The 18,483-nt window shown below is 71.3% G+C and carries 14 protein-coding genes; 6 read left to right on the top strand and 8 right to left on the bottom strand.

Going from position 1 to position 18,483, the window contains the following annotated elements; translation table 11 throughout:
• Nucleotides 1-75 precede the first annotated feature (75 nt).
• The 3 genes from ACIP5K_RS17790 (at nucleotide 76) to ACIP5K_RS17780 (ending at nucleotide 2,685) form a co-directional block, all read left to right on the top strand.
• Nucleotides 76-660, top strand: coding sequence for a cysteine hydrolase family protein (locus ACIP5K_RS17790; RefSeq protein WP_401410481.1), 585 nt, complete (start codon nucleotides 76-78; stop codon nucleotides 658-660).
• A complete protein-coding gene (locus ACIP5K_RS17785; protein WP_401410479.1) occupies nucleotides 660-1,376 on the top strand; it encodes a cysteine hydrolase family protein in 717 nt (238 codons plus the stop codon). The genes ACIP5K_RS17790 and ACIP5K_RS17785 overlap by 1 nt, the downstream gene beginning before the upstream one ends.
• Nucleotides 1,377-1,566: 190 nt before the next feature.
• Nucleotides 1,567-2,685 (top strand): hypothetical protein, encoded by a 1,119-nt coding sequence (locus ACIP5K_RS17780; protein WP_401410477.1) that lies wholly within the window; start codon nucleotides 1,567-1,569, stop codon nucleotides 2,683-2,685.
• Nucleotides 2,686-2,743: 58 nt separating this feature from the next.
• Here ACIP5K_RS17780 and ACIP5K_RS17775 read toward each other — a convergent pair whose 3' ends face one another.
• Nucleotides 2,744-4,561: a cellulase family glycosylhydrolase gene (locus ACIP5K_RS17775; RefSeq protein ID WP_401410475.1), complete on the bottom strand. Its 1,818-nt coding sequence runs from the start codon at nucleotides 4,559-4,561 to the stop codon at nucleotides 2,744-2,746.
• 702 nt (nucleotides 4,562-5,263) lie between these two features.
• Between ACIP5K_RS17775 and ACIP5K_RS17770 the strand changes: the two genes are divergently transcribed.
• A complete protein-coding gene (locus ACIP5K_RS17770) occupies nucleotides 5,264-7,399 on the top strand; it encodes a glycoside hydrolase family 6 protein (protein ID WP_401410473.1) in 2,136 nt (711 codons plus the stop codon).
• Between the two features lie 69 nt (nucleotides 7,400-7,468).
• Here the strand turns inward: ACIP5K_RS17770 and ACIP5K_RS17765 are convergent, their stop codons facing one another.
• The gene (locus tag ACIP5K_RS17765; RefSeq protein WP_401410471.1) at nucleotides 7,469-8,794 is read right to left on the bottom strand and encodes a DUF2254 domain-containing protein; all 1,326 of its coding nucleotides are present in this window, start codon (nucleotides 8,792-8,794) and stop codon (nucleotides 7,469-7,471) included.
• Nucleotides 8,795-8,993: 199 nt separating this feature from the next.
• Between ACIP5K_RS17765 and ACIP5K_RS17760 the strand changes: the two genes are divergently transcribed.
• Nucleotides 8,994-9,641 (top strand): fascin domain-containing protein, encoded by a 648-nt coding sequence (locus tag ACIP5K_RS17760; RefSeq protein WP_401410469.1) that lies wholly within the window; start codon nucleotides 8,994-8,996, stop codon nucleotides 9,639-9,641.
• Between the two features lie 56 nt (nucleotides 9,642-9,697).
• On the opposite strand, the gene ACIP5K_RS17755 is transcribed toward ACIP5K_RS17760, so the two are convergent.
• The 6 genes from ACIP5K_RS17755 to ACIP5K_RS17730 all read right to left on the bottom strand — a co-directional run bounded on the left by ACIP5K_RS17755 (nucleotide 9,698) and on the right by ACIP5K_RS17730 (nucleotide 15,362).
• On the bottom strand, nucleotides 9,698-11,227 hold the full coding sequence (locus ACIP5K_RS17755) for a helix-turn-helix domain-containing protein (protein WP_401410467.1): 1,530 nt from the start codon (nucleotides 11,225-11,227) through the stop codon (nucleotides 9,698-9,700).
• Between the two features lie 91 nt (nucleotides 11,228-11,318).
• Entirely contained in the window at nucleotides 11,319-11,525 is a 207-nt protein-coding gene (locus ACIP5K_RS17750) for a DUF4236 domain-containing protein (RefSeq protein WP_401410465.1), read from the bottom strand.
• A 366-nt stretch (nucleotides 11,526-11,891) separates the two neighbouring features.
• The gene (locus ACIP5K_RS17745) at nucleotides 11,892-12,452 is read right to left on the bottom strand and encodes a YbhB/YbcL family Raf kinase inhibitor-like protein (protein WP_401410463.1); all 561 of its coding nucleotides are present in this window, start codon (nucleotides 12,450-12,452) and stop codon (nucleotides 11,892-11,894) included.
• Nucleotides 12,449-13,009: an isochorismatase family protein gene (locus tag ACIP5K_RS17740; RefSeq protein ID WP_401410461.1), complete on the bottom strand. Its 561-nt coding sequence runs from the start codon at nucleotides 13,007-13,009 to the stop codon at nucleotides 12,449-12,451. The genes ACIP5K_RS17745 and ACIP5K_RS17740 overlap by 4 nt, the downstream gene beginning before the upstream one ends.
• Before the next feature lie 8 nt (nucleotides 13,010-13,017).
• Entirely contained in the window at nucleotides 13,018-14,871 is a 1,854-nt protein-coding gene (locus tag ACIP5K_RS17735; RefSeq protein WP_401410459.1) for an MFS transporter, read from the bottom strand.
• 50 nt (nucleotides 14,872-14,921) lie between these two features.
• Nucleotides 14,922-15,362, bottom strand: a complete 441-nt coding sequence (locus ACIP5K_RS17730) for a MarR family winged helix-turn-helix transcriptional regulator (protein WP_401410457.1) — start codon at nucleotides 15,360-15,362, stop codon at nucleotides 14,922-14,924.
• 340 nt (nucleotides 15,363-15,702) lie between these two features.
• On the opposite strand from ACIP5K_RS17730, the gene acnA reads away from it, so the two are divergent.
• Complete coding sequence (gene acnA / locus ACIP5K_RS17725; protein ID WP_401410456.1) at nucleotides 15,703-18,417, top strand: aconitate hydratase AcnA; 2,715 nt, start codon at nucleotides 15,703-15,705, stop codon at nucleotides 18,415-18,417.
• Nucleotides 18,418-18,483 lie beyond the last annotated feature (66 nt).

Here is an 18,483-nt window from a genome sequence, read left to right as displayed (position 1 = left end):
CATAGCGTGGTGTCACGGCCCGGGGGGAACACCGCGGGCCGGTTTCTCCCCCGTAACTCCGAAGGCGGTACACCCATGTCCCGAACCACGCTGCGCGAGCTGAACGGCTTCGACCAGGCGCCCGCGAAGCTGGCCGACTCGACGCTGATCCTGATCGACTTCCAGAACACCTACACCCAGGGCGTCATGGAACTCGACGGCTGGGAGAAGTCCCTCGACGCCGCCGCGCAGCTGCTGGTCCGGGCCCGCGCGGCAGGCACCGACGTCGTGCACGTCATCAACGACGGCGGCGAGGGCACCCCGTACGACATCCGCGCCGAGATCGGCCAGATCCACCCGAAGCTCGCGCCCGTCGACGGCGAGGCCGTCGTCGTGAAGCAGGCGCCGAACGCGTTCGTCGGCACCGACCTCGCCACCCACCTCAAGGAGGGCCAGGACGTCGTCATCGCGGGCTGGATGACCCACATGTGCGTGGCGTTCACCGCCCAGGGCGCGTTCCTGAACGGCAACCGGCCGACCGTCGTCGCCGAGGCCACCGCGACCCGCTCGCTCCCGGTCGTGGGCACCGACATCGACGCCTGCCAGGTGCACTACAGCGCCCTCGCCACCATCGCCGACCTGTACGGCGTCGTGGTCCCCACGCAGAAGGAGATCGTCTGATGAAGCTGCTCCGTTCGGCCGCCGCGCTCGGCGCCGCCGCCGTGCTCGCGGCCACGATGACCGCGTGCGGCGGCAGCTCGGAAGCCGCCACCCGGGACGGCGGCGGCAAGCCGCGCGCCACGGAGAACCACGCGAAGGACACCACGACGCTGCGCCGGCTGATGAAGCTGGACGAGACGCCCGCGAAGCTGTCCGACGCCACCCTCGTCCTCGTCGACTACCAGAACGTGTACACCGGCGGCACGATGGAGCTGACGGGCTGGCGCGAGGCCGTCAGGAACACCCGGGCGCTCCTGGACCGCGCCCGCGCGGCGCACACCCCGGTCGTGCACATCGTGGAGAAGGGCTACGACCTCACGTCGAAGGCGGGCCAGATCATCCCGGCGCTCAAGCCGGCGAAGGGCGAGACCGTCGTCGAGAAGGCCGTCCCCAACGGCTTCCACGACACGGACCTCGACGCGGTGCTCAAGAAGACCGGCCGCGAGAACGTCATCATCGCCGGCTTCATGACCCACATGTGCACCCTGTTCACCACCGAGGGCGCCGTCTACAACGGCTACCGCCCGACGGTGATCGGCGACGCCTCCGCGACCCGCCCGCTGCCGGTCGCGGGCAACCCGCGGGGCATCCCGGCCCGCCAGGTCCATGAGGCCGCGCTCGCCACGATCCAGGACCGCTTCGGCGTCGTCGTGCCCCACCAGCGCGACATCAAGTAGCGCAGGAGCAAGGGCCGTTCACGGTCGGCAGGGAAAGAGCCGCGGCTGCGGCTCCTTCCCTGCCTGCTGCGCCGCCCCCCCCACATCCCCCCGCCCCCCCACATCCCCCCATCCCCCCAACCGAAGGTCCCCCCATGACCGATCAGCAGTTCTCGACCACGCTCTCGACATCCCTATGGAGAAAACGAAGATGGCTACGCGCAGAGGATTCATAGGCGGCGCCACCGGTGTCGGCACCGCGGCCCTGCTCGGCTACGCGGCCGCGCCGAGCGCCGCGGACACCGTGGGCGCCACCACGGTCACCCAGGCGCAGGCGCGCGAGTCGATGTTCGCCGTGAACGCGGGCATGCGCACCAACTACGCCACCCTCAAAGCCGAGTTGATCAAGCACCTCGCCCCGGTGGTCGTCGTCCAGAACGACGCCAAGGGCGGCCGCTTCACCCTCGTGACCAAGGACGGGCAGGAGTCCGTCAACCCCGTCGCGCAGACCTTCGAGCTGGCGAAGTCCATCGCCCACACCCCGCTCGGCGTCTTCTCGGTGATCGCCTCCTACCTCGCCGACAAGATCCCCAACCTGCCGAACGCCGACCGCATCGACCCGCACGACCTGGTGATGGTCGCCTACAACGACGACGCGTCCACGGCGTGGATCGAGCCCCTCAAGGCGTACGCCGCCAAGCTCTCCACCGCCCGCCAGAATCTGCCCGCCGCCGGACTGCCGGCCGCGCTCCAGACGTCGTGCGCCACGATCCTCGACGGCGCCCTCGCGTTCATCAAGACCTCCATCGCCGCCAAGCACTTCGACATGGCGTCGTTCGAGCAGTTCTCCGGCAGCGTCTACCCGGCCATCCGCACCAACATGGAGCACGCCTCGCAGGCCCAGATCAAGGGCGTGCAGGACATCATGAAGACCTGGCGCGCCAAGGTGGGCGAGGCGGCGTGGGCGGACCTGTACTGCGTGGTGATCTCGCAGTGGACCACCAGCGTGCTCAACCAGAACACCATCATCATCAAGGACTGCATGAACGCGGCGAAGGTGGCGACCCACCTCATCGACCTGCCCGGCCTCGAACCGCCGGCCGACCCGGTCTTCACCGCGCTCGACAACCTCGCCCGCATCGTGCAGGACAACATCGCCGCCGAGATGGTCTTCCCGAAGGACACCGTGGTCGCCGACGCCCTCAAGGGCCAGCAGGACCTGCTCTCCGACGAGATCCTCAAGCAGCTCGGCACCGTCAACGTGACGGCGCAGGCGGCCCCGCTCTACAACACGGTCGCCGCTCCGGGAGTGTGCCCGGTCCGGAAGTAGCGGGCCGCACCGTGGCGGCTCCCCGGGGGAGGAGCCGCCACGGCGTCCGGGCGCGGGATCAGCCCGCGCGGCAGACCAGGGCGGGGGTGCCCGCCCCGCCCGGCGCGGCACCGAAGCCGAACGACGTCGACGCGCCGGGGGCGACGGAGCCGTTGTGGTCGGCGTTGCGCGCCGTCACCGACTTCCCGGCCTGGGTGAAGGAGGCGTTCCACATGCCGCTGACCGTCTGGCTCCCGGGCCAGTCCCAGCTGACCTGCCAGGACCTGGTCGCCGTCGGGCCGGTGTTGGTGACCGTGACGTCGGCGTTGAAGCCGCTGCCCCAGTCGCTGCTCACCTTGTAGACGGCCGTGCACCCGGCGGACCCGCCGCCCGTGCCGGAGGTGGTCGCGCCCACCGGGGCGGAGGCGGGGGAGGTGTTGCCCGCGGCGTCGCGGGCCCGGACGGTGTAGTCGTACCGCGTCCCGGCGGTGAGGCCGGTGTCGGTGTAGGACGTACCGGTCACCGCGCCGACCTTGCCGCTGCCCCGGTACACGTCGTAGGCCGTGACGGCGGTGTCGTCGGTGGCGGCCGTCCACGCCAGGGAGACGCTCGTGGAGGTGGTCCCGGTCACCCGGAGCCCGGTCGGCGTGGACGGCGCCGTGGTGTCACCGCCCCCTCCGCCGCCACCGAACGCCGGTGCCTTGACGGAGGCCAGATAGCCGTCCTTGGCGGTGTCCACGGTCTGCCAGTCGTCCTTGAGGATGCCGCCGGTGTCCCCCGAGTCGGGGTTCCACGACCAGAAGGTCCACTGGAAGCTGTCGGCGCCGTAGGTCCCGGTCGGGCGCAGGTAGTCGACGAGGGCGGCCAGCCACTTCTGGTCGGTCGTGGACTGCAACGTGGTGCCGAACTCCCCGAGCCACACCGGCGCGATGTTCTGCTTGAAGACGTACCCCCAGTTCCGGTCCCAGATGCCGGGCATGTTGGCGGGGAAGGACGGGTCGTCGAACCAGGGCTGCTGAGCGACGCTCGTGGCGTAGTCGTGCGCCGAGTAGACGAGCCGGTTCGCCACGTTCAGCCGGACCGGTGCGTCGGCCACGCCGGCCAGGTTGCCGCCCCACCACGTGGACCGGCCGTTCACCGTCTGCACGCCCTCGACGAAGATCAGCAGGCGCGGGTTGACGGACAGCACGGCGTTCCCGGCGCGTTCGGCGGCGAGCCGCCAGTCGACGCCCGTGTCGCCGCAGCCCCAGCAGGCCGGGTCGTGGGGTTCGTTGTGCAGGTCGATGCCGACCACGGCGGAGTTGCCCTGGTAGCGGGCGGCGAGCGCCTTCAGGTCGGCGATCCAGGTGGTCTCCGGGACCGCGGCGGTGTACCAGAGGGCCGACTGGGCCGAGGCGTCGGGACGGTGCCGGTCGAGGACGACCTTGAGGCCGATCGCCCCCGCGTAGTCGACGATCTTGTCCATGACCGCCAGGGAACCGAGGTCCTTGAGATCGGAGTTGAGGCCGTTGGCATAGGTGATGCCGTTGGGGACGGTGTTCTTGAAGATGTCGTCGCTGTAGGGCAGGCGGATCGTGTTGTAGCCGAGCGACTTCATCTGGTCGATCATCGACCTGTAGTCGCGGGACCAGAGGCCGTGGGCGACGTAGTTGGCGGTCTCGAACCCGAACCAGTTGACCCCCGCCATGCGCACCGGCTGGTTCTGCTCGTCGAGGATGCGACGGCCACTGGTGTGCCAGTACCCCGCGCCCGCGGCGGCGGCGGTGGCGGCCCCGGGCGCGGCCCGGTCCGGCGACGCGAGGGCGGGCGGTGCGGTGAGCGGGACGAGCGCCACGGCGGCGGTGGCGACGAGCGCGACCAGCGCCTTCCTGAATCTGCGGCTCAGTGGGGGGCTCATGGGAGGGGTCCTCTCGGCGGGAAGGCGGAACGCGTACGGGCGTGGGAGCGCTCCCAATCGACGGTGGGCGGATGACGGGGGTCGAGGGCGGGGCGGGTGGAGCCGTCCGGTGACGACAGCTCCCACGAGCCGCCCGGAGTGTCCCGCCCCGCGCGGCCCGTTCGTCGTGACCGGGTCCGCGCCCATGGAAGCCACTTAGCGTGTATGCGTCAATACCTTGCGCAATGATCGAATGCCGCGAGGGGGAGTGCTCCGGCCGCGCGCCGCAGGGGCCCGTAGGGCCACCCCCCGCCCGCCCCGCAGCCCGCCCGGGTTCTCGCCAACCCTTTCCGGCGCGGGTGTTGACAGGTGCGGTCCGGCGCCGCACGCTGTGGGAGCGCTCCCAGCACCGGTGCCCTGTCCTCCGCTTCTCCTCGCGGCCGGCACCGCTCAGGCATCGCGAGGCGGTGACCCGGACGGGTCGCGGCGGTCACCCGCCGGACCCGGCCGGCCTCGCCCCGGCGCCCTTCCGCTCCACCGCCCCACGGCTCGACCGGCACGGCCCCCGCACGGCAGACCCACGCCGCGCGGGAGCCCCGCCGTGCGGACCAGGGACACCCGTCGTGCGACGGCACCAGCTCGTCGTCCGACCGTCCCCTCGTCCGACCGCACCTGCTCGCAGCCCGTCCGCACCCGTTTCTCCGTCACCCACGGGAGAGCTCCATGCGCTTACGCAGACCGTCCCGCTCCGCACGCCCCCGCCGCACCCACCGGCGGACCGCCGCCCTCGCCTCGGGCGCCCTCATCGGCGCGCTGTCGCTGACCGCCCTGCCGCACACCGCCACCGCCGCGGCCAAACTGGATAACCCCTACGTCGGGGCCAAGGCGTACGTGAACCCCGACTGGTCCGCCAAGGCGGCGGCCGAGCCGGGCGGATCGGCCGTCGCGAACCAGCCGACCTTCGTCTGGCTCGACCGGATCGCCGCCATCCAGGGCACGGCGGACGCCCGCGGGCTCAAAGCCCATCTCGACGCCGCGAAGGCCCAGGGCGCCAACCTCGTGCAACTGGTCATCTACGACCTGCCCGGCCGCGACTGCGCCGCCCTCGCCTCCAACGGCGAACTCGGCGCGGAGGACCTGGCGAAGTACCAGTCCGACTACATCGACCCGATCGCGGCGATCCTCGCCGACCCCGCCTACGCGAGCCTGCGCATCGTCAACCTCATCGAACCGGACTCCCTGCCCAACCTGGTCACCAACGCCGGCGGCACGGCGGGCTCCACGCCCCAGTGCGCCACCATGAAGGCGAACGGCAACTACGAGAAGGGCGTCGGCTACGCCCTGCACAAGCTCGGGGCGCTGTCCAACTCCTACAACTACATCGACGCCGGACACCACGGCTGGCTCGGCTGGGACAGCAACCTCGTGCCCTCCGCGCAGGAGTTCAAGAAGGCGGCCACCTCGAACGGCGCGACCGTCGGCGACGTGACGGGCTTCATCGTCAACACGGCCAACTACTCGGCCACCAAAGAGCCCTACGTCAAGATCACGGACAGCGTGAACGGACAGACGGTGCGCCAGTCGAAGTGGATCGACTGGAACCAGTACGACGACGAGACCACCTTCGCGCAGGGCCTGCGCTCCGCGCTCGTCGCCCAGGGCTTCGACAGCGGCATCGGCATGCTCATCGACACCTCGCGCAACGGCTGGGGCGGCGCCGCCCGGCCCACCGGCCCCGGCCCGTCGACCAGCGTCGACGCCTACGTGGACGGCGGACGCGTCGACCGGCGCATCCACGCCGGGAACTGGTGCAACCAGAGCGGCGCCGGCATCGGCGAACGCCCGGCCACCGCACCGGACACCGGGATCGACGCCTACGTCTGGGCCAAGCCCCCGGGCGAGTCGGACGGCGCCAGCAAGGCCGTCGACAACGACGAGGGCAAGGGCTTCGACCGGATGTGCGACCCGACGTACACCGGCAACGCCCGCAACGGGAACAACCCGACCGGCGCGCTCCCCGACTCACCGCTCGCGGGCCACTGGTTCTCCGCCGGGTTCCGCCAGCTGCTCGCCAACGCCTATCCGCCGCTGAGCGGTGGCGGCGGAGGCGGCGGCGACACCCAGGCGCCCACCGTCCCGGCCGGTCTGGCCGCCGGCACGACCACCGCCGACAGCGTCCCGCTGACCTGGACGGCCTCCACGGACAACACCGCGGTCACCGGCTACGACGTCTACCGCAACGGCACCAAGGTGGGCACCGCCACCACCACGTCGTACACCGACAAGGGACTCTCGGCGTCCACCACCTACACGTACACGGTCCGGGCCCGGGACGCCGCGGGCAACGTGTCCGCCGCCTCCTCGGCGGTGACCGCGCAGACCAAGGCGTCCGGCGGGGGCGGCGGCACGTCCGGCCTCAAGGCGCAGTACAAGAACAACGACTCCTCCGCCACGGACAACCAGATCAGGCCCGGCCTCCAGCTCGCCAACGGCGGCACGGCGAGCGTCGACCTGTCCAAGGTCACCGTCCGCTACTGGTTCACCGGGGAGTCCTCCTCCGCCGGCTACCAGACCTGGTGCGACTGGGCCCAGCTCGGCTGCTCCGCGGTGAAGTCGTCGGTCGGTACCCTGCCGCAGGCCAGGACCGGCGCCGACCACTACCTGGAGCTCGGCTTCGGCAGCGGCACGCTCGCCGCCGGCGCCACCACCGGCGACCTCCAGCTGCGCCTGGCCAAGTCGGACTGGTCGAACTTCAACGAGGCCGACGACTACAGCCGGGGCACCAACACCGCGTACGCCGACTCGTCCAGGATCACCGTCTACGTCGCGGGCACCCTCGTCTGGGGCACCGAGCCGTAGAGACCGCCGACGAGGACCCCGGGCCCGCTCCCGGGGCTCCTCGTCCCGTCGCGCACGGCCGACGGGGCGTCAGCCGATGCCCTGCCGGTCGGGATGGAGCGCGAAGGCCCGGTCGGCGGCGTCCGGCACCGTGCGCTCCACACTCCCGCCGAGCAGCGTCCGGTGCCGCCGCAGCGGCTCCTGCCGTTCCTCCGGCACGAGCGACAGGAGATCGTCGAACCCGGCGAACAGCCGGCGCGTGACCTGCGGGGTGCCCGCCGCGCACCCCCGGATCTCGGTGAACGCCAGGTCCACCAGCTCGCCCCAGCCCGGCACCGGCCGCACCAGCCGCACGGCGCCGCCGCGGTCCCGGTGCCGCAGCGTGTCCAGCGGTCCCCGCCCCACGACGGCCAGGAACTGCACCATCCGGTCGATGGCCTGCACCGCCGTGGTCGGGTCGTTCACGGCCGCCGACAGCGCGCGCAGGGCGATGTCGGCCAGCACCCGCAGCCCGAACCCGAGGTCCTGGTGGAAGGCCCGCTCGACGCCGACGAACACGCAGGACCGCAGGTGGCGCCGGGACGGTGTCGGCCCGCCGTGCACGGTGAACATCGTCGTGCCGGGCACGACGAAGTCGCCGATCCGCGGCACCATCCGCAGCACCACGCCCCGGCGGCGGGCGATCCGCACGAGGCGCACGATGTTCACGTCCCGCAGCACTCCGGCCCGGCCGTCGTGGGCCACCCGTCCGGTCTCCGGCCCGAGCCCGGAGTTGTCCGCATCCTCGTACGCGAGGGTGTGCACGCCCCGGAACGCCTCCCGGGCCACCCGGTCGACGACGTGTCCCACCCGCATCATGCGCAGGGTCGAATTCACGTACACCACGAACAGCAGCAGGCTCAGCGCCACCAGCCCCAGGGTGAGGAACGCCTGGAGGAACGGCACCGTGCTGACGAGCCTCGGGTCCCGCACCCCGTCGTACGAGGTCAGCACCAGGAGGGACAGCAGGAACGTGGCGAGGAAGACCGCGAAGGTGAGCTTGGTGATCCGGCTGCGGACGAACAGGCGCACCACGCGCGGGGAGAGCTGACCGGCCGCCATCTGCACGGCCACCAGCGAAATGCTGAAGACGACACCGATGAACGTCATCATCGCCGAACTGACGGTGGTGACGACGGTCTTCACGTCGTCGGCGATCCCCATCAGATCCTCGACCGCGCCGAACTCCCCGGCGTCCTGCAATGCTTCGACGATCGCCTCGTCGGCCCAGGACGTCACCCACCACACCAGGCCCACCACGACCATCGCCAGGGTCGGGGCGAACCAGAACGTGTCGCGCAGATGCTCCCTCAGCGGGGACAGCATCCGAGGACGCCGCACCCGGCGCCGACCAGGGGTGATCAGCCAGTCACTCATGGTGCGACTTTACGGCTCACGCCCCGGTGGAACGTGCCCGGGAAACGCGGAGTGGCTCTCGAATTAACGGGAAATCGCGGAATCCGGAATGCCGGGGAATTCCCGCCGGATCGCTTCGAATTGATACCGGCCGCGTCCCTATGCTGACCAGGCTCCACCACCGCCCTGGTGTCCGTGTGAGGAAAGCCGAGGAATTCCCGTGAGACGTACGACTTCCGTTCTGCTGTCCCTGAGCGCCCTGGTGGCGGTCACCGGTCTGGCCGCTCCCGCGGCGCTCGCTGCCCCGGCGGCCGGACCGCGCGCCGTCCCCGCCGGCTGGGAGGCGCTGGACGCGTCCGGACTGGCGCGCGCGACGGGCGGGACGGACGCCCGGCGGGCGCCGCTCGCCGCCGACGAGCCCGAGCGGCTGGCCCTGCGCTCGGACCGCAACAGCCGCTTCGTGGCCACCGAGGTGACCTACCCGGCCCCGAACACCGGCGTGCAGCGCGCCCGTTCCGCCCAGGTCGGCGGTTCCTGGGAGGGCTTCGCCTTCGAGTGGGACGAGGCCACGCAGACCTACGCCCTGCGCTCGCTCGCGAACAACCGCTACGTGGCCGTGGAGAAGAACTACGCCGGCAGCGCGCGGAACATCCTGCGCGCCCGCTCCACGAGCGTCGGCGGCTGGGAGCGGTTCGCCCTGTACTACAACGCGGATCTGGACCGCTACGCGCTGCGGTCCACGCTGAACGGCCTCTTCGTCGCCATGGAGAACAGCTACACCGGTTCCCTTCAGTACGTGCTGCGCGCCCGCTCCGCCGACGTCTCGGGTTCGTGGGAGCAGTTCGCCCTCTACGGCATCGACGCCTGACCCCGCTCCGCCCCCGGCCCGCTTCTCGGCGGGCCGGGGGCGGGGTGCGGTGTCCGTCAGATGTCGCGGAACGTCTCGATCTGCGCGCCCACCGAGTTGAGCCGCTCGGCCAGCTCCTCGTAACCGCGGTTGATCACGTACACGTTGCGCAGTACCGACGTGCCCTCGGCCGCCATCATCGCCAGCAGCACGACCACCGCGGGACGCAGGGCCGGCGGGCACATCATCTCCGCCGCGCGCCAGCGCGTCGGGCCCTCCACCAGGACGCGGTGCGGGTCCAGGAGCTGGAGCCTGCCGCCCAGGCGGTTGAGGTCCGTCAGATAGATCGCGCGGTTGTCGTAGACCCAGTCGTGGATGAGGGTCTTGCCCTGCGCCGACGCCGCGATCGCCGCGAAGAACGGCACGTTGTCGATGTTCAGGCCCGGGAACGGCATCGGGTGGATCTTGTCGATCGGCGCCTCCAGTTTGGAGGGACGGACCGTCAGGTCGACCAGCCGGGTGCGGCCGTTGTCCGCGACGTACTCCGCCGAGCGGTCGTGGTCGAGGCCCATCTCCTCCAGGACCGCCAGCTCGATCTCCAGGAACTCGATCGGTACGCGGCACACGGTCAGTTCGGACTCCGTGACGACCGCCGCGGCCAGCAGGCTCATCGCCTCGACCGGGTCCTCGGACGGCGAGTAGTCGACGTCCACGTCGATGTGCGGCACGCCGTGCACGACGAGCGTCGTGGTGCCGATGCCCTCGACCTTGACGCCCAGGGCCTCCAGGAAGAAGCACAGGTCCTGGACCATGTAGTTCGACGACGCGTTGCGGATCACCGTACGGCCGTCGTGGCGGGCCGCCGCCAGCAGCGCGTTCTCCGTCACGGTGTCGCCGCGCTCGGTCAGGACGATCGGGCGGTCCGGCGCGACGTCCCGCTCGACCCGCGCGTGGTACAGCCCCTCGGTCGCCGCGATGTCCAGGCCGAACCGGCGCAGCGCGATCATGTGCGGCTCGATGGTGCGGGTGCCGAGGTCGCACCCGCCCGCGTACGGCAGCTTGAAGTGGTCCATGCGGTGCAGCAGCGGGCCCAGGAACATGATGATCGAGCGCGTGCGGCGGGCCGCCAGCGCGTCGATGGCCTCCATGTCGAGGTCGGCCGGCGGCACGATCTCCAGGTCCACGCCGTCGTTGATCCAACGGGTGCGCACGCCGATGGAGTTGAGGACCTCCAGGAGGCGGTAGACCTCCTCGATCCGGGCCACGCGGCGCAGCACCGTGCGCCCGTCGTTCAGCAGCGACGCGCACAGCAGTGCCACGCACGCGTTCTTGCTCGTCTTCACGTCGATCGAGCCCGACAGGCGCCGCCCGCCGACGACGCGCAGATGCATCGGACCCGCGTAGCCCAGGGACACGATCTCGCTGTCGAGGGCTTCGCCGATGCGGGCGATCATCTCAAGGCTGATGTTCTGGTTGCCGCGCTCGATCCGGTTGACGGCGCTCTGGCTGGTGCCGAGCGCCTCGGCAAGCTGCGCCTGCGTCCAGCCCCGGTGCTGGCGGGCGTCGCGGATGAGCTTGCCGATGCGTACGAGGTAGTCGTCTGCCATGAGGGGAACGTTATCTCAGATATGAGATGACGCATCCTGGGGGGTCCATCGGGGTGATCGGCGTGATCGGCGTGATCGGGGTGACGGGACGTCAGTGTCCCCGGCGTCGCTTGGTGGTCGTCTTGCGCCAGCCGAACGGGCCGGGCAGGTCCATGGAGGTCGTGCGGCGGCCCGTGCTGCTGTGCGTGTGCTTCGGGCCGTGCGAGCCGCCGCCGGTCGTGATGGACCAGGACTTGCGGTTGATGTTGAGGCGGACGCCGGGGAGGATGCGGAAGCTCTTGCGGAATGTGAGGGGCATGGCGTTCTCTCCTTCTGGCTGGTGCCGACCGGATACCCGCCCACCCCCCGATCAGTCCGCCTCCCCGCGCCCCGAGCCCACCCGCTCCGAGCGCTCCGCCGCCCGCGCTCCGGCTGCTCGCCGCCCCCTCCGCCGTGGGCGGGCTGCCGCCCGGGCTCCGGGTGCTCTGCGTCCCCTCCGTCTTGGGCAATCTGCCGCCTGGGGCGGCAGGGTGGGCAAGGCGGCACCCGGTGCGGGGTGCGCGCTTCAAGGGGCGGTCGGTGCAGCGCCGTTCGCGGGTGCGCGCCCGGTGGGGGCCGGTCGCGCAGTTCCCCGCGCCCCTGGCGGGGCGAGTGGCGGCGCGGTGTCCTCGGGGGCCCGGCAGGGCTAGTGGCGTTCGTATGTGCCCGTCAGTCGGGCTCGGCCCAGGACCGGGGCGGTGACCGTCGACAGCAGGGCGCGCGGCCGCTGCCGCTCGGCCGCGCCGTCGAGCGGCGCCGAGAGCGCGTACAGCTGGAAGACGTACCGGTGCGGCCCGTGCCCCTTGATCGGGCCGGGCCCGTGGTACCCCCGGCCGATGCTCGCGCGCAGCGGCCGCACCCCGGCCCCCGGCGCCCCGGCGCCGAGGGCGCCGGGTTCCAGCGCGGCGCACGACGGGTCGATCAGCGCCACGCAGTGCGTGATCGGCCGGGGCGTCGGCACGTCGAGGTCCTCCATGACGAGCAGGAGCTGGGCCGTCCCGGCGGGCGGCGCGGACCAGGCGAGATGCGGGGAGACGTCGTCGCCGCCGGCGTTCTTCGCCGCCTGCCGGGCCGGCATGGGGGCGTTGTCGGTGAAGTCCCGGCTGGTCAGGGTCAGGTCGTCGGGAGCCTGGAGCGCGGGCAGGTGCCACGCGGAGTGCGCCTCGTTCGCCCGGCGGTTCTTCAGCAGCCGTCCGAGCAGCGTCATCGGGTCGCCTCCACCATGTCGATGATCTCCTGCGTGGTGGCGGTCTCGCCGAGCTTGGGGAAGACGCGCCGCACGCTGTGGTCGTGGATCTCGGCGTCGGGGTCGTCCATCGCGTCGGTGGCGAGCACGACGTGGTAGCCGTGGTCGACGGCCGACCGCGCGGTCGACTCGACGCCCGAACCGGTCGCGACGCCGGCCAGCACGACCTGGGTGACGCCGTGGTCGCGGAGCAGGGTGTCGAGCCCGGTGTCGTGGAAGGCGCTGCGCCGCCGCTTGCTGACGGTCAGGTCCCCGGACCGCGCGCCGAGTTCGTCGACCAGGTCGGCGAAGCCGTCGGGCAGGGCCGCGCCGGACCGGCCGCGGCCGGCGTCGGTGCGGCCGGGCGCGGCGGCGACGACGTTGACGAGGACCACCGGCAGGCCGTGCCGCCGGAAGGCGTCGGCCAGCCGGGCCGAACGCTCCACGACGGGGTCGAACGGGGACCCGGCCGGGGCGATGCCCTTCTGGAGGTCGATCACGACGAGCGCGGGGACGGGGTCGACGGTGCTGAGTGCCATGGTGCTGCCTACTCCTGTGGATCAGAGGGGGCCAGGGAGGCCGAAGGGCCGGACGAGCCTGGCGGGGTCGAGGAAACCGGGGGAGCCGGGGGAGCCGGGGAAGAGGCCACCGGGGGAGCCGGGCGCGCGCCGCCGGACGGCGCGGGCACCGGACCGCCCGCCGCCCCGGACCGCACGCGCCGCCCCGGCCCCCGCAGCAGGGACGCGATCGCGGCGAGCAGCGCGAGCACCGCGCCGAACGTGAAGACGACGACCAGGCCCGAGTGGAACGGCCCGGCGATCAGGTGCGGGAAGAACTCGCCGCCGGTCAGGGTCTGCCGCTGCGCCGGGCCGAGGTGGTCGAGGGCCCCGCTGGGCTTCAGCAGGTTCCCCACCGGATTGACGCCCAACTGCGCGGCGAACAGCGAGGCGACCGGCGGCAGATCGCCGACCTGCGCGGCGACGTGCGCGGGCACGCCCTGCTCGCGCAGGCCCGCGGTGAGGGCCTGCGGCAGGCTGCCGGCCAGGCCCGCGATCATCAGCGAGAAGAACACGCCGATCGACACGGCGGTGCCGGAGTTCTGGAAGGTGGCGCGCATCCCGGAGGCGACCCCGCGCAGCCGGGCCGGGACGCTGCCCATGATCGAGGAGGAGTTGGGGGAGGCGAACATCCCGCTCGCGATCCCGTTCACCGCGAGGAGCAGCGCGAAGACCCAGTAGTCGAAGTCGATCGGCAGCGCCATCAGGCCGAGGAAGCTGGCGCCGAAGAGCAGCGCGCCGCCCGTGGCCAGCCCGCGCGAGCCGAACCGGTCCGACAGGTGGCCGGAGACCGGGCCCGCCGCGAGGAAGCCCGCGGTGAGCGGCAGCAGGAAGATGCCCGCCCACAGCGGGGTGTCGTCGTACGCGTAGCCGTGCAGCGGCAGCCAGATGCCCTGGAGCCAGATGATCAGCACGAACTGGAGCCCGCCGCGCCCGATCGAGATGGCGAGGCCCGCGAGATTGCCGAAGGTGAAGGCCCGGTTGCGGAAGAGGCCCGGCTGGATCATCGGCGCGGCGACCCGCCGCTCGATGACGACGAACGCCACGAGCAGCGCCACCCCGCCCACCAGCAGCGTCTGGACCAGCGGGTTCGTCCAACCCATGGTGTGCCCGCCGTAGGGCTGGAGGCCGAAGGTGACCGCGATCAGGGCCGCGCTCAGCCCCACCCCGAAGGTGATGTTGCCCCACCAGTCGATGCCGCCGCCGTCGTGCCGCCCGGTCTCGCGCAGGGTGCGGTACGCCCACACGGTGAAGAAGAGCCCGACCGGCACGTTCACCCAGAACACCGCGCGCCAGTCCCAGGCCGCCAGCAGCCCGCCGAGGACCAGGCCGATGAACATGCCCGCGAGGGCGGCCACCTGGTTGATGCCGAGGGCGAAGCCGCGCCGCTCCTTGGGGAAGGCGTCGGTGAGGATGGCCGCCGAGTTCGCGGTCAGCATCGACCCGCCGACGGCCTGGAGGACCCGCCAGCCGATCAGCCAGACCGCGCCGTGGCCGCCGTCGAAGGGGTCGAAGGAGAGCAGGATCGAGGCGAAGGTGAAGACCGCGAACCCGCTGTTGTAGATCCGCACCCGCCCGTACAGGTCGCCGAGCCGCCCGACCGTGACCACCAGGACGGCCTGGACCAGCCGGTAGCCCATGATCATCCACAGCAGGTAGGCGATGTTGCCGGGCGCCAGCGGGTCCAGATGGATGCCGCGGAAGATGGCCGGCAGGGCGATCAGCACGATCGAGCCGTCCAGCGCGGACATGAAGACCGCGGCCGTCGTGTTGGTCAGTGCCGTCCACTTGTAGCGCTCGTCGACCACGCCGTCCGCCGGGGGTGTCGCGCCGGAATCCGCCATCGGCCGGTCTCCTCTCAGGGGCTCGGATCCAGGTCTTCGGGTCGCGGCCCTCAGATCCGCTCGGCCAGCCGCTCGACCAGCGGGGCCACGGCCGCGAGCTGTGCCAGCTCGGCCGGGGTGAACGCGTCGGAGGCCAGCACCCGGGAGAGCAGTTCGACCCGCTCGCTGCGCTTGTCCCGCAGGGCCTGGAGCCCGGCGTCGGTCGCGGAGAGCAGCATCCGGCGCCCGTCGTCGGGGTCCGGGCTGCGCTCGACGAAGCCGCGTTCGCGCAGCACGCCGAGCGTCGCGCCCATCGCCTGCGCGGTGATCTGCACCTCGCGGGCGAGCGCCGACGCGGTGGTGGGGCCCAGCCGTGCCAGCCGCCCGAGCGCCGTGCGCTGCGGCATCGTCAGCCCGCTCTCCACGGGTGTCTGCCGCACGCGGCGCACCAGCGTGCTGAAGCCGGCGAGCAGGGCGGCGGCGACGGCGTCGGGATCCGGCTCCTCGTTCATGTATTCAAGCTAACTGATAAGGCAGCCTTAGTAAATATTCGGGGGTCGGTCCGGTCAGCGCTGGTGGTCCGCGGGGCGCCGTACGACGATGGGAGGACGGTGGAAGGGGCGTACGTGGGTACGCGCAGCGGTGAGCACCGCACGGCACCGCTTGAAGGCACCGACGGGTGATGTATTAGAGTTATCTCGACATCGAGATATCTGCCGAGGCGCACCGCAGCCGCAGCCGCTATCGAGTCTGGCGGTAAGGGTTACCTAACTTAGCCTCACCTTAGCGGATTGGCGACCCGGCGTGGCGGCAGGATGCGGTGGAACGCGCACATATATGAAGGAGACTGTCGTGTCGGCGAACAGCTTCGACGCCCGCAGCACGCTGAGCGTGGGCGACGAGTCGTACGAGATCTTCAGGCTGGACAAGGTCGAGGGCTCTGCTCGCCTTCCCTACAGCCTCAAGGTCCTTCTGGAGAACCTGCTCCGCACCGAGGACGGCGCGAACATCACCGCCGACCACATCCGTGCGCTCGGCAACTGGGACTCCCAGGCGCAGCCCTCGCAGGAGATCCAGTTCACGCCGGCCCGCGTGATCATGCAGGACTTCACCGGCGTGCCCTGCGTCGTGGACCTGGCCACCATGCGTGAGGCCGTCAAGGAGCTGGGCGGCGACCCCGCGAAGGTCAACCCGCTCTCCCCGGCCGAGCTGGTCATCGACCACTCCGTCATCGCCGACAAGTTCGGCACGAAGGACGCCTTCGGCCAGAACGTCGAGCTGGAGTACGGCCGCAACCGCGAGCGCTACCAGTTCCTGCGCTGGGGCCAGACCGCCTTCGACGACTTCAAGGTCGTCCCGCCGGGCACCGGCATCGTGCACCAGGTGAACATCGAGAAGCTGGCCCGCACGGTCATGGTCCGGGGCGGCCAGGCCTACCCGGACACCCTGGTCGGCACCGACTCGCACACCACGATGGTCAACGGCCTGGGCGTGCTCGGCTGGGGCGTCGGCGGCATCGAGGCCGAGGCCGCCATGCTCGGCCAGCCGGTCTCCATGCTGATCCCGCGCGTCGTCGGCTTCAAGCTGACCGGCGAGCTGCCGGCCGGCACCACCGCCACCGACCTCGTGCTGACGATCACCGAGATGCTGCGCAAGCACGGCGTCGTCGGCAAGTTCGTCGAGTTCTACGGCGAGGGTGTCGCGGCCACGAGCCTCGCCAACCGCGCCACCATCGGCAACATGTCGCCGGAGTTCGGCTCCACCGCCGCGATCTTCCCGATCGACGACGAGACGCTGAACTACCTGCGCCTGACCGGCCGTGACGCCCAGCAGGTCGCGCTCGTCGAGGCGTACGCCAAGGAGCAGGGCCTCTGGCTCGACCCGGCCGCCGAGCCCGACTTCTCCGAGAAGCTGGAGCTCGACCTCTCCACGGTCGTCCCGTCGATCGCCGGACCGAAGCGCCCGCAGGACCGCATCGTCCTCGCGAACGCGTCGCAGCAGTTCGCCCAGGACGTGCGCAACTACGTCACGGACGACTCCGAGGCGGGCAAGGAGTCCTTCCCGGCCTCCGACGCCCCGGCCGTCTCCAACGGCGTCCCGTCGAACCCGGTCACGGTGACCGCCCCCGACGGCTCGACGTACGAGCTGGACCACGGCGCCGTCACCGTCGCCGCGATCACCTCCTGCACCAACACCTCGAACCCGTACGTGATGGTGGCCGCCGCCCTCGTCGCGAAGAAGGCCGTCGAGAAGGGCCTGACCCGCAAGCCGTGGGTCAAGACCACCCTCGCCCCGGGCTCGAAGGTCGTCACCGACTACTTCGACAAGGCGGGTCTCACCCCGTACCTCGACAAGGTCGGCTTCAACCTCGTCGGCTACGGCTGCACCACCTGCATCGGCAACTCGGGCCCGCTGCCCGAGGAGGTCTCGAAGGCGGTCAACGACCACGACCTCGCCGTCACCTCGGTCCTCTCCGGCAACCGGAACTTCGAGGGCCGCATCAACCCCGACGTCAAGATGAACTACCTGGCGTCCCCGCCGCTGGTCGTCGCGTACGCCCTCGCCGGTTCGATGAAGGTCGACATCACCAAGGACGCGCTCGGCGTCGACCAGGACGGCAAGCCCGTCCACCTGGCCGACATCTGGCCGACCGAGGCCGAGGTCAACGACGTCGTCGCCAACTCGATCGGCGAGGACATGTTCAACAAGTCCTACGCCGACGTCTTCGCGGGCGACGCCCAGTGGCAGGCGCTGCCGATCCCGACCGGCAACACCTTCGAGTGGGACACCGAGTCCACCTACGTCCGCAAGCCCCCGTACTTCGAGGGCATGACGATGGAGACCACCCCGGTCTCCGACATCACGGGCGCCCGGGTCCTCGCCAAGCTCGGCGACTCGGTCACCACCGACCACATCTCCCCGGCCGGTGCGATCAAGGCCGACACCCCGGCCGGCAAGTACCTCACCGAGCACGGTGTGGAGCGTCGTGACTTCAACTCCTACGGCTCGCGCCGGGGCAACCACGAGGTCATGATCCGCGGCACGTTCGCCAACATCCGCCTGCGCAACCAGCTCGCGCCGGGCACCGAGGGCGGCTACACCCGCGACTTCACGAAGGAGGACGCGCCCGTCTCCTTCATCTACGACGCCTCGCGCAACTACATCGACCAGGGCACCCCGCTGGTCATCCTGGGCGGCAAGGAGTACGGCTCCGGCTCGTCCCGCGACTGGGCCGCCAAGGGCACCGCGCTCCTCGGCGTCAAGGCCGTCATCACCGAGTCCTACGAGCGCATCCACCGCTCGAACCTCATCGGCATGGGCGTCCTGCCGCTCCAGTTCCCGGAGGGCCAGAACGCGGACTCCCTCGGCCTGACCGGCGAGGAGACCTTCTCCTTCACCGGCGTCGAGGAGCTGAACAACGGCACCACCCCGAGCACGGTGAAGGTCACCACCGACACCGGCGTGGAGTTCGACGCGGTCGTCCGCATCGACACCCCCGGCGAGGCGGACTACTACCGCAACGGCGGCATCATGCAGTACGTGCTGCGCAACCTGATCCGCAACTAGTCGGCAGGCAGCGGCAGTGGGGCCGCGTCCCGGGTTCTCTCCCGGGACGCGGCCCCTTCGCGTGGC

Source organism: Streptomyces sp. NPDC088785 (assembly GCF_044750685.1).
Classification (GTDB): Bacteria; Actinomycetota; Actinomycetes; order Streptomycetales; family Streptomycetaceae; genus Streptomyces.
The sequence above is the reverse complement of the archived record's forward strand: the minus strand, read 5'-3'. Positions and strand labels throughout refer to the sequence as shown.

Excerpts from the sequence above, each read along its gene's own strand:
- ACIP5K_RS17755 (WP_401410467.1), bottom strand. The coding sequence starts at position 11,227 with ATGGCAGACGACTACCTCGTACGCATCGGCAAGCTCATCCGCGACGCC.
- ACIP5K_RS17745 (WP_401410463.1), bottom strand. The coding sequence starts at position 12,452 with ATGACGCTGCTCGGACGGCTGCTGAAGAACCGCCGGGCGAACGAGGCG.
- ACIP5K_RS17780 (WP_401410477.1), top strand. The coding sequence starts at position 1,567 with ATGGCTACGCGCAGAGGATTCATAGGCGGCGCCACCGGTGTCGGCACC.
- ACIP5K_RS17750 (WP_401410465.1), bottom strand. The coding sequence starts at position 11,525 with ATGCCCCTCACATTCCGCAAGAGCTTCCGCATCCTCCCCGGCGTCCGC.
- ACIP5K_RS17730 (WP_401410457.1), bottom strand. The coding sequence starts at position 15,362 with ATGAACGAGGAGCCGGATCCCGACGCCGTCGCCGCCGCCCTGCTCGCC.
- ACIP5K_RS17740 (WP_401410461.1), bottom strand. The coding sequence starts at position 13,009 with ATGGCACTCAGCACCGTCGACCCCGTCCCCGCGCTCGTCGTGATCGAC.
- ACIP5K_RS17790 (WP_401410481.1), top strand. The coding sequence starts at position 76 with ATGTCCCGAACCACGCTGCGCGAGCTGAACGGCTTCGACCAGGCGCCC.
- ACIP5K_RS17785 (WP_401410479.1), top strand. The coding sequence starts at position 660 with ATGAAGCTGCTCCGTTCGGCCGCCGCGCTCGGCGCCGCCGCCGTGCTC.
- ACIP5K_RS17765 (WP_401410471.1), bottom strand. The coding sequence starts at position 8,794 with ATGAGTGACTGGCTGATCACCCCTGGTCGGCGCCGGGTGCGGCGTCCT.
- ACIP5K_RS17775 (WP_401410475.1), bottom strand. The coding sequence starts at position 4,561 with ATGAGCCCCCCACTGAGCCGCAGATTCAGGAAGGCGCTGGTCGCGCTC.
- ACIP5K_RS17770 (WP_401410473.1), top strand. The coding sequence starts at position 5,264 with ATGCGCTTACGCAGACCGTCCCGCTCCGCACGCCCCCGCCGCACCCAC.
- ACIP5K_RS17735 (WP_401410459.1), bottom strand. The coding sequence starts at position 14,871 with ATGGCGGATTCCGGCGCGACACCCCCGGCGGACGGCGTGGTCGACGAG.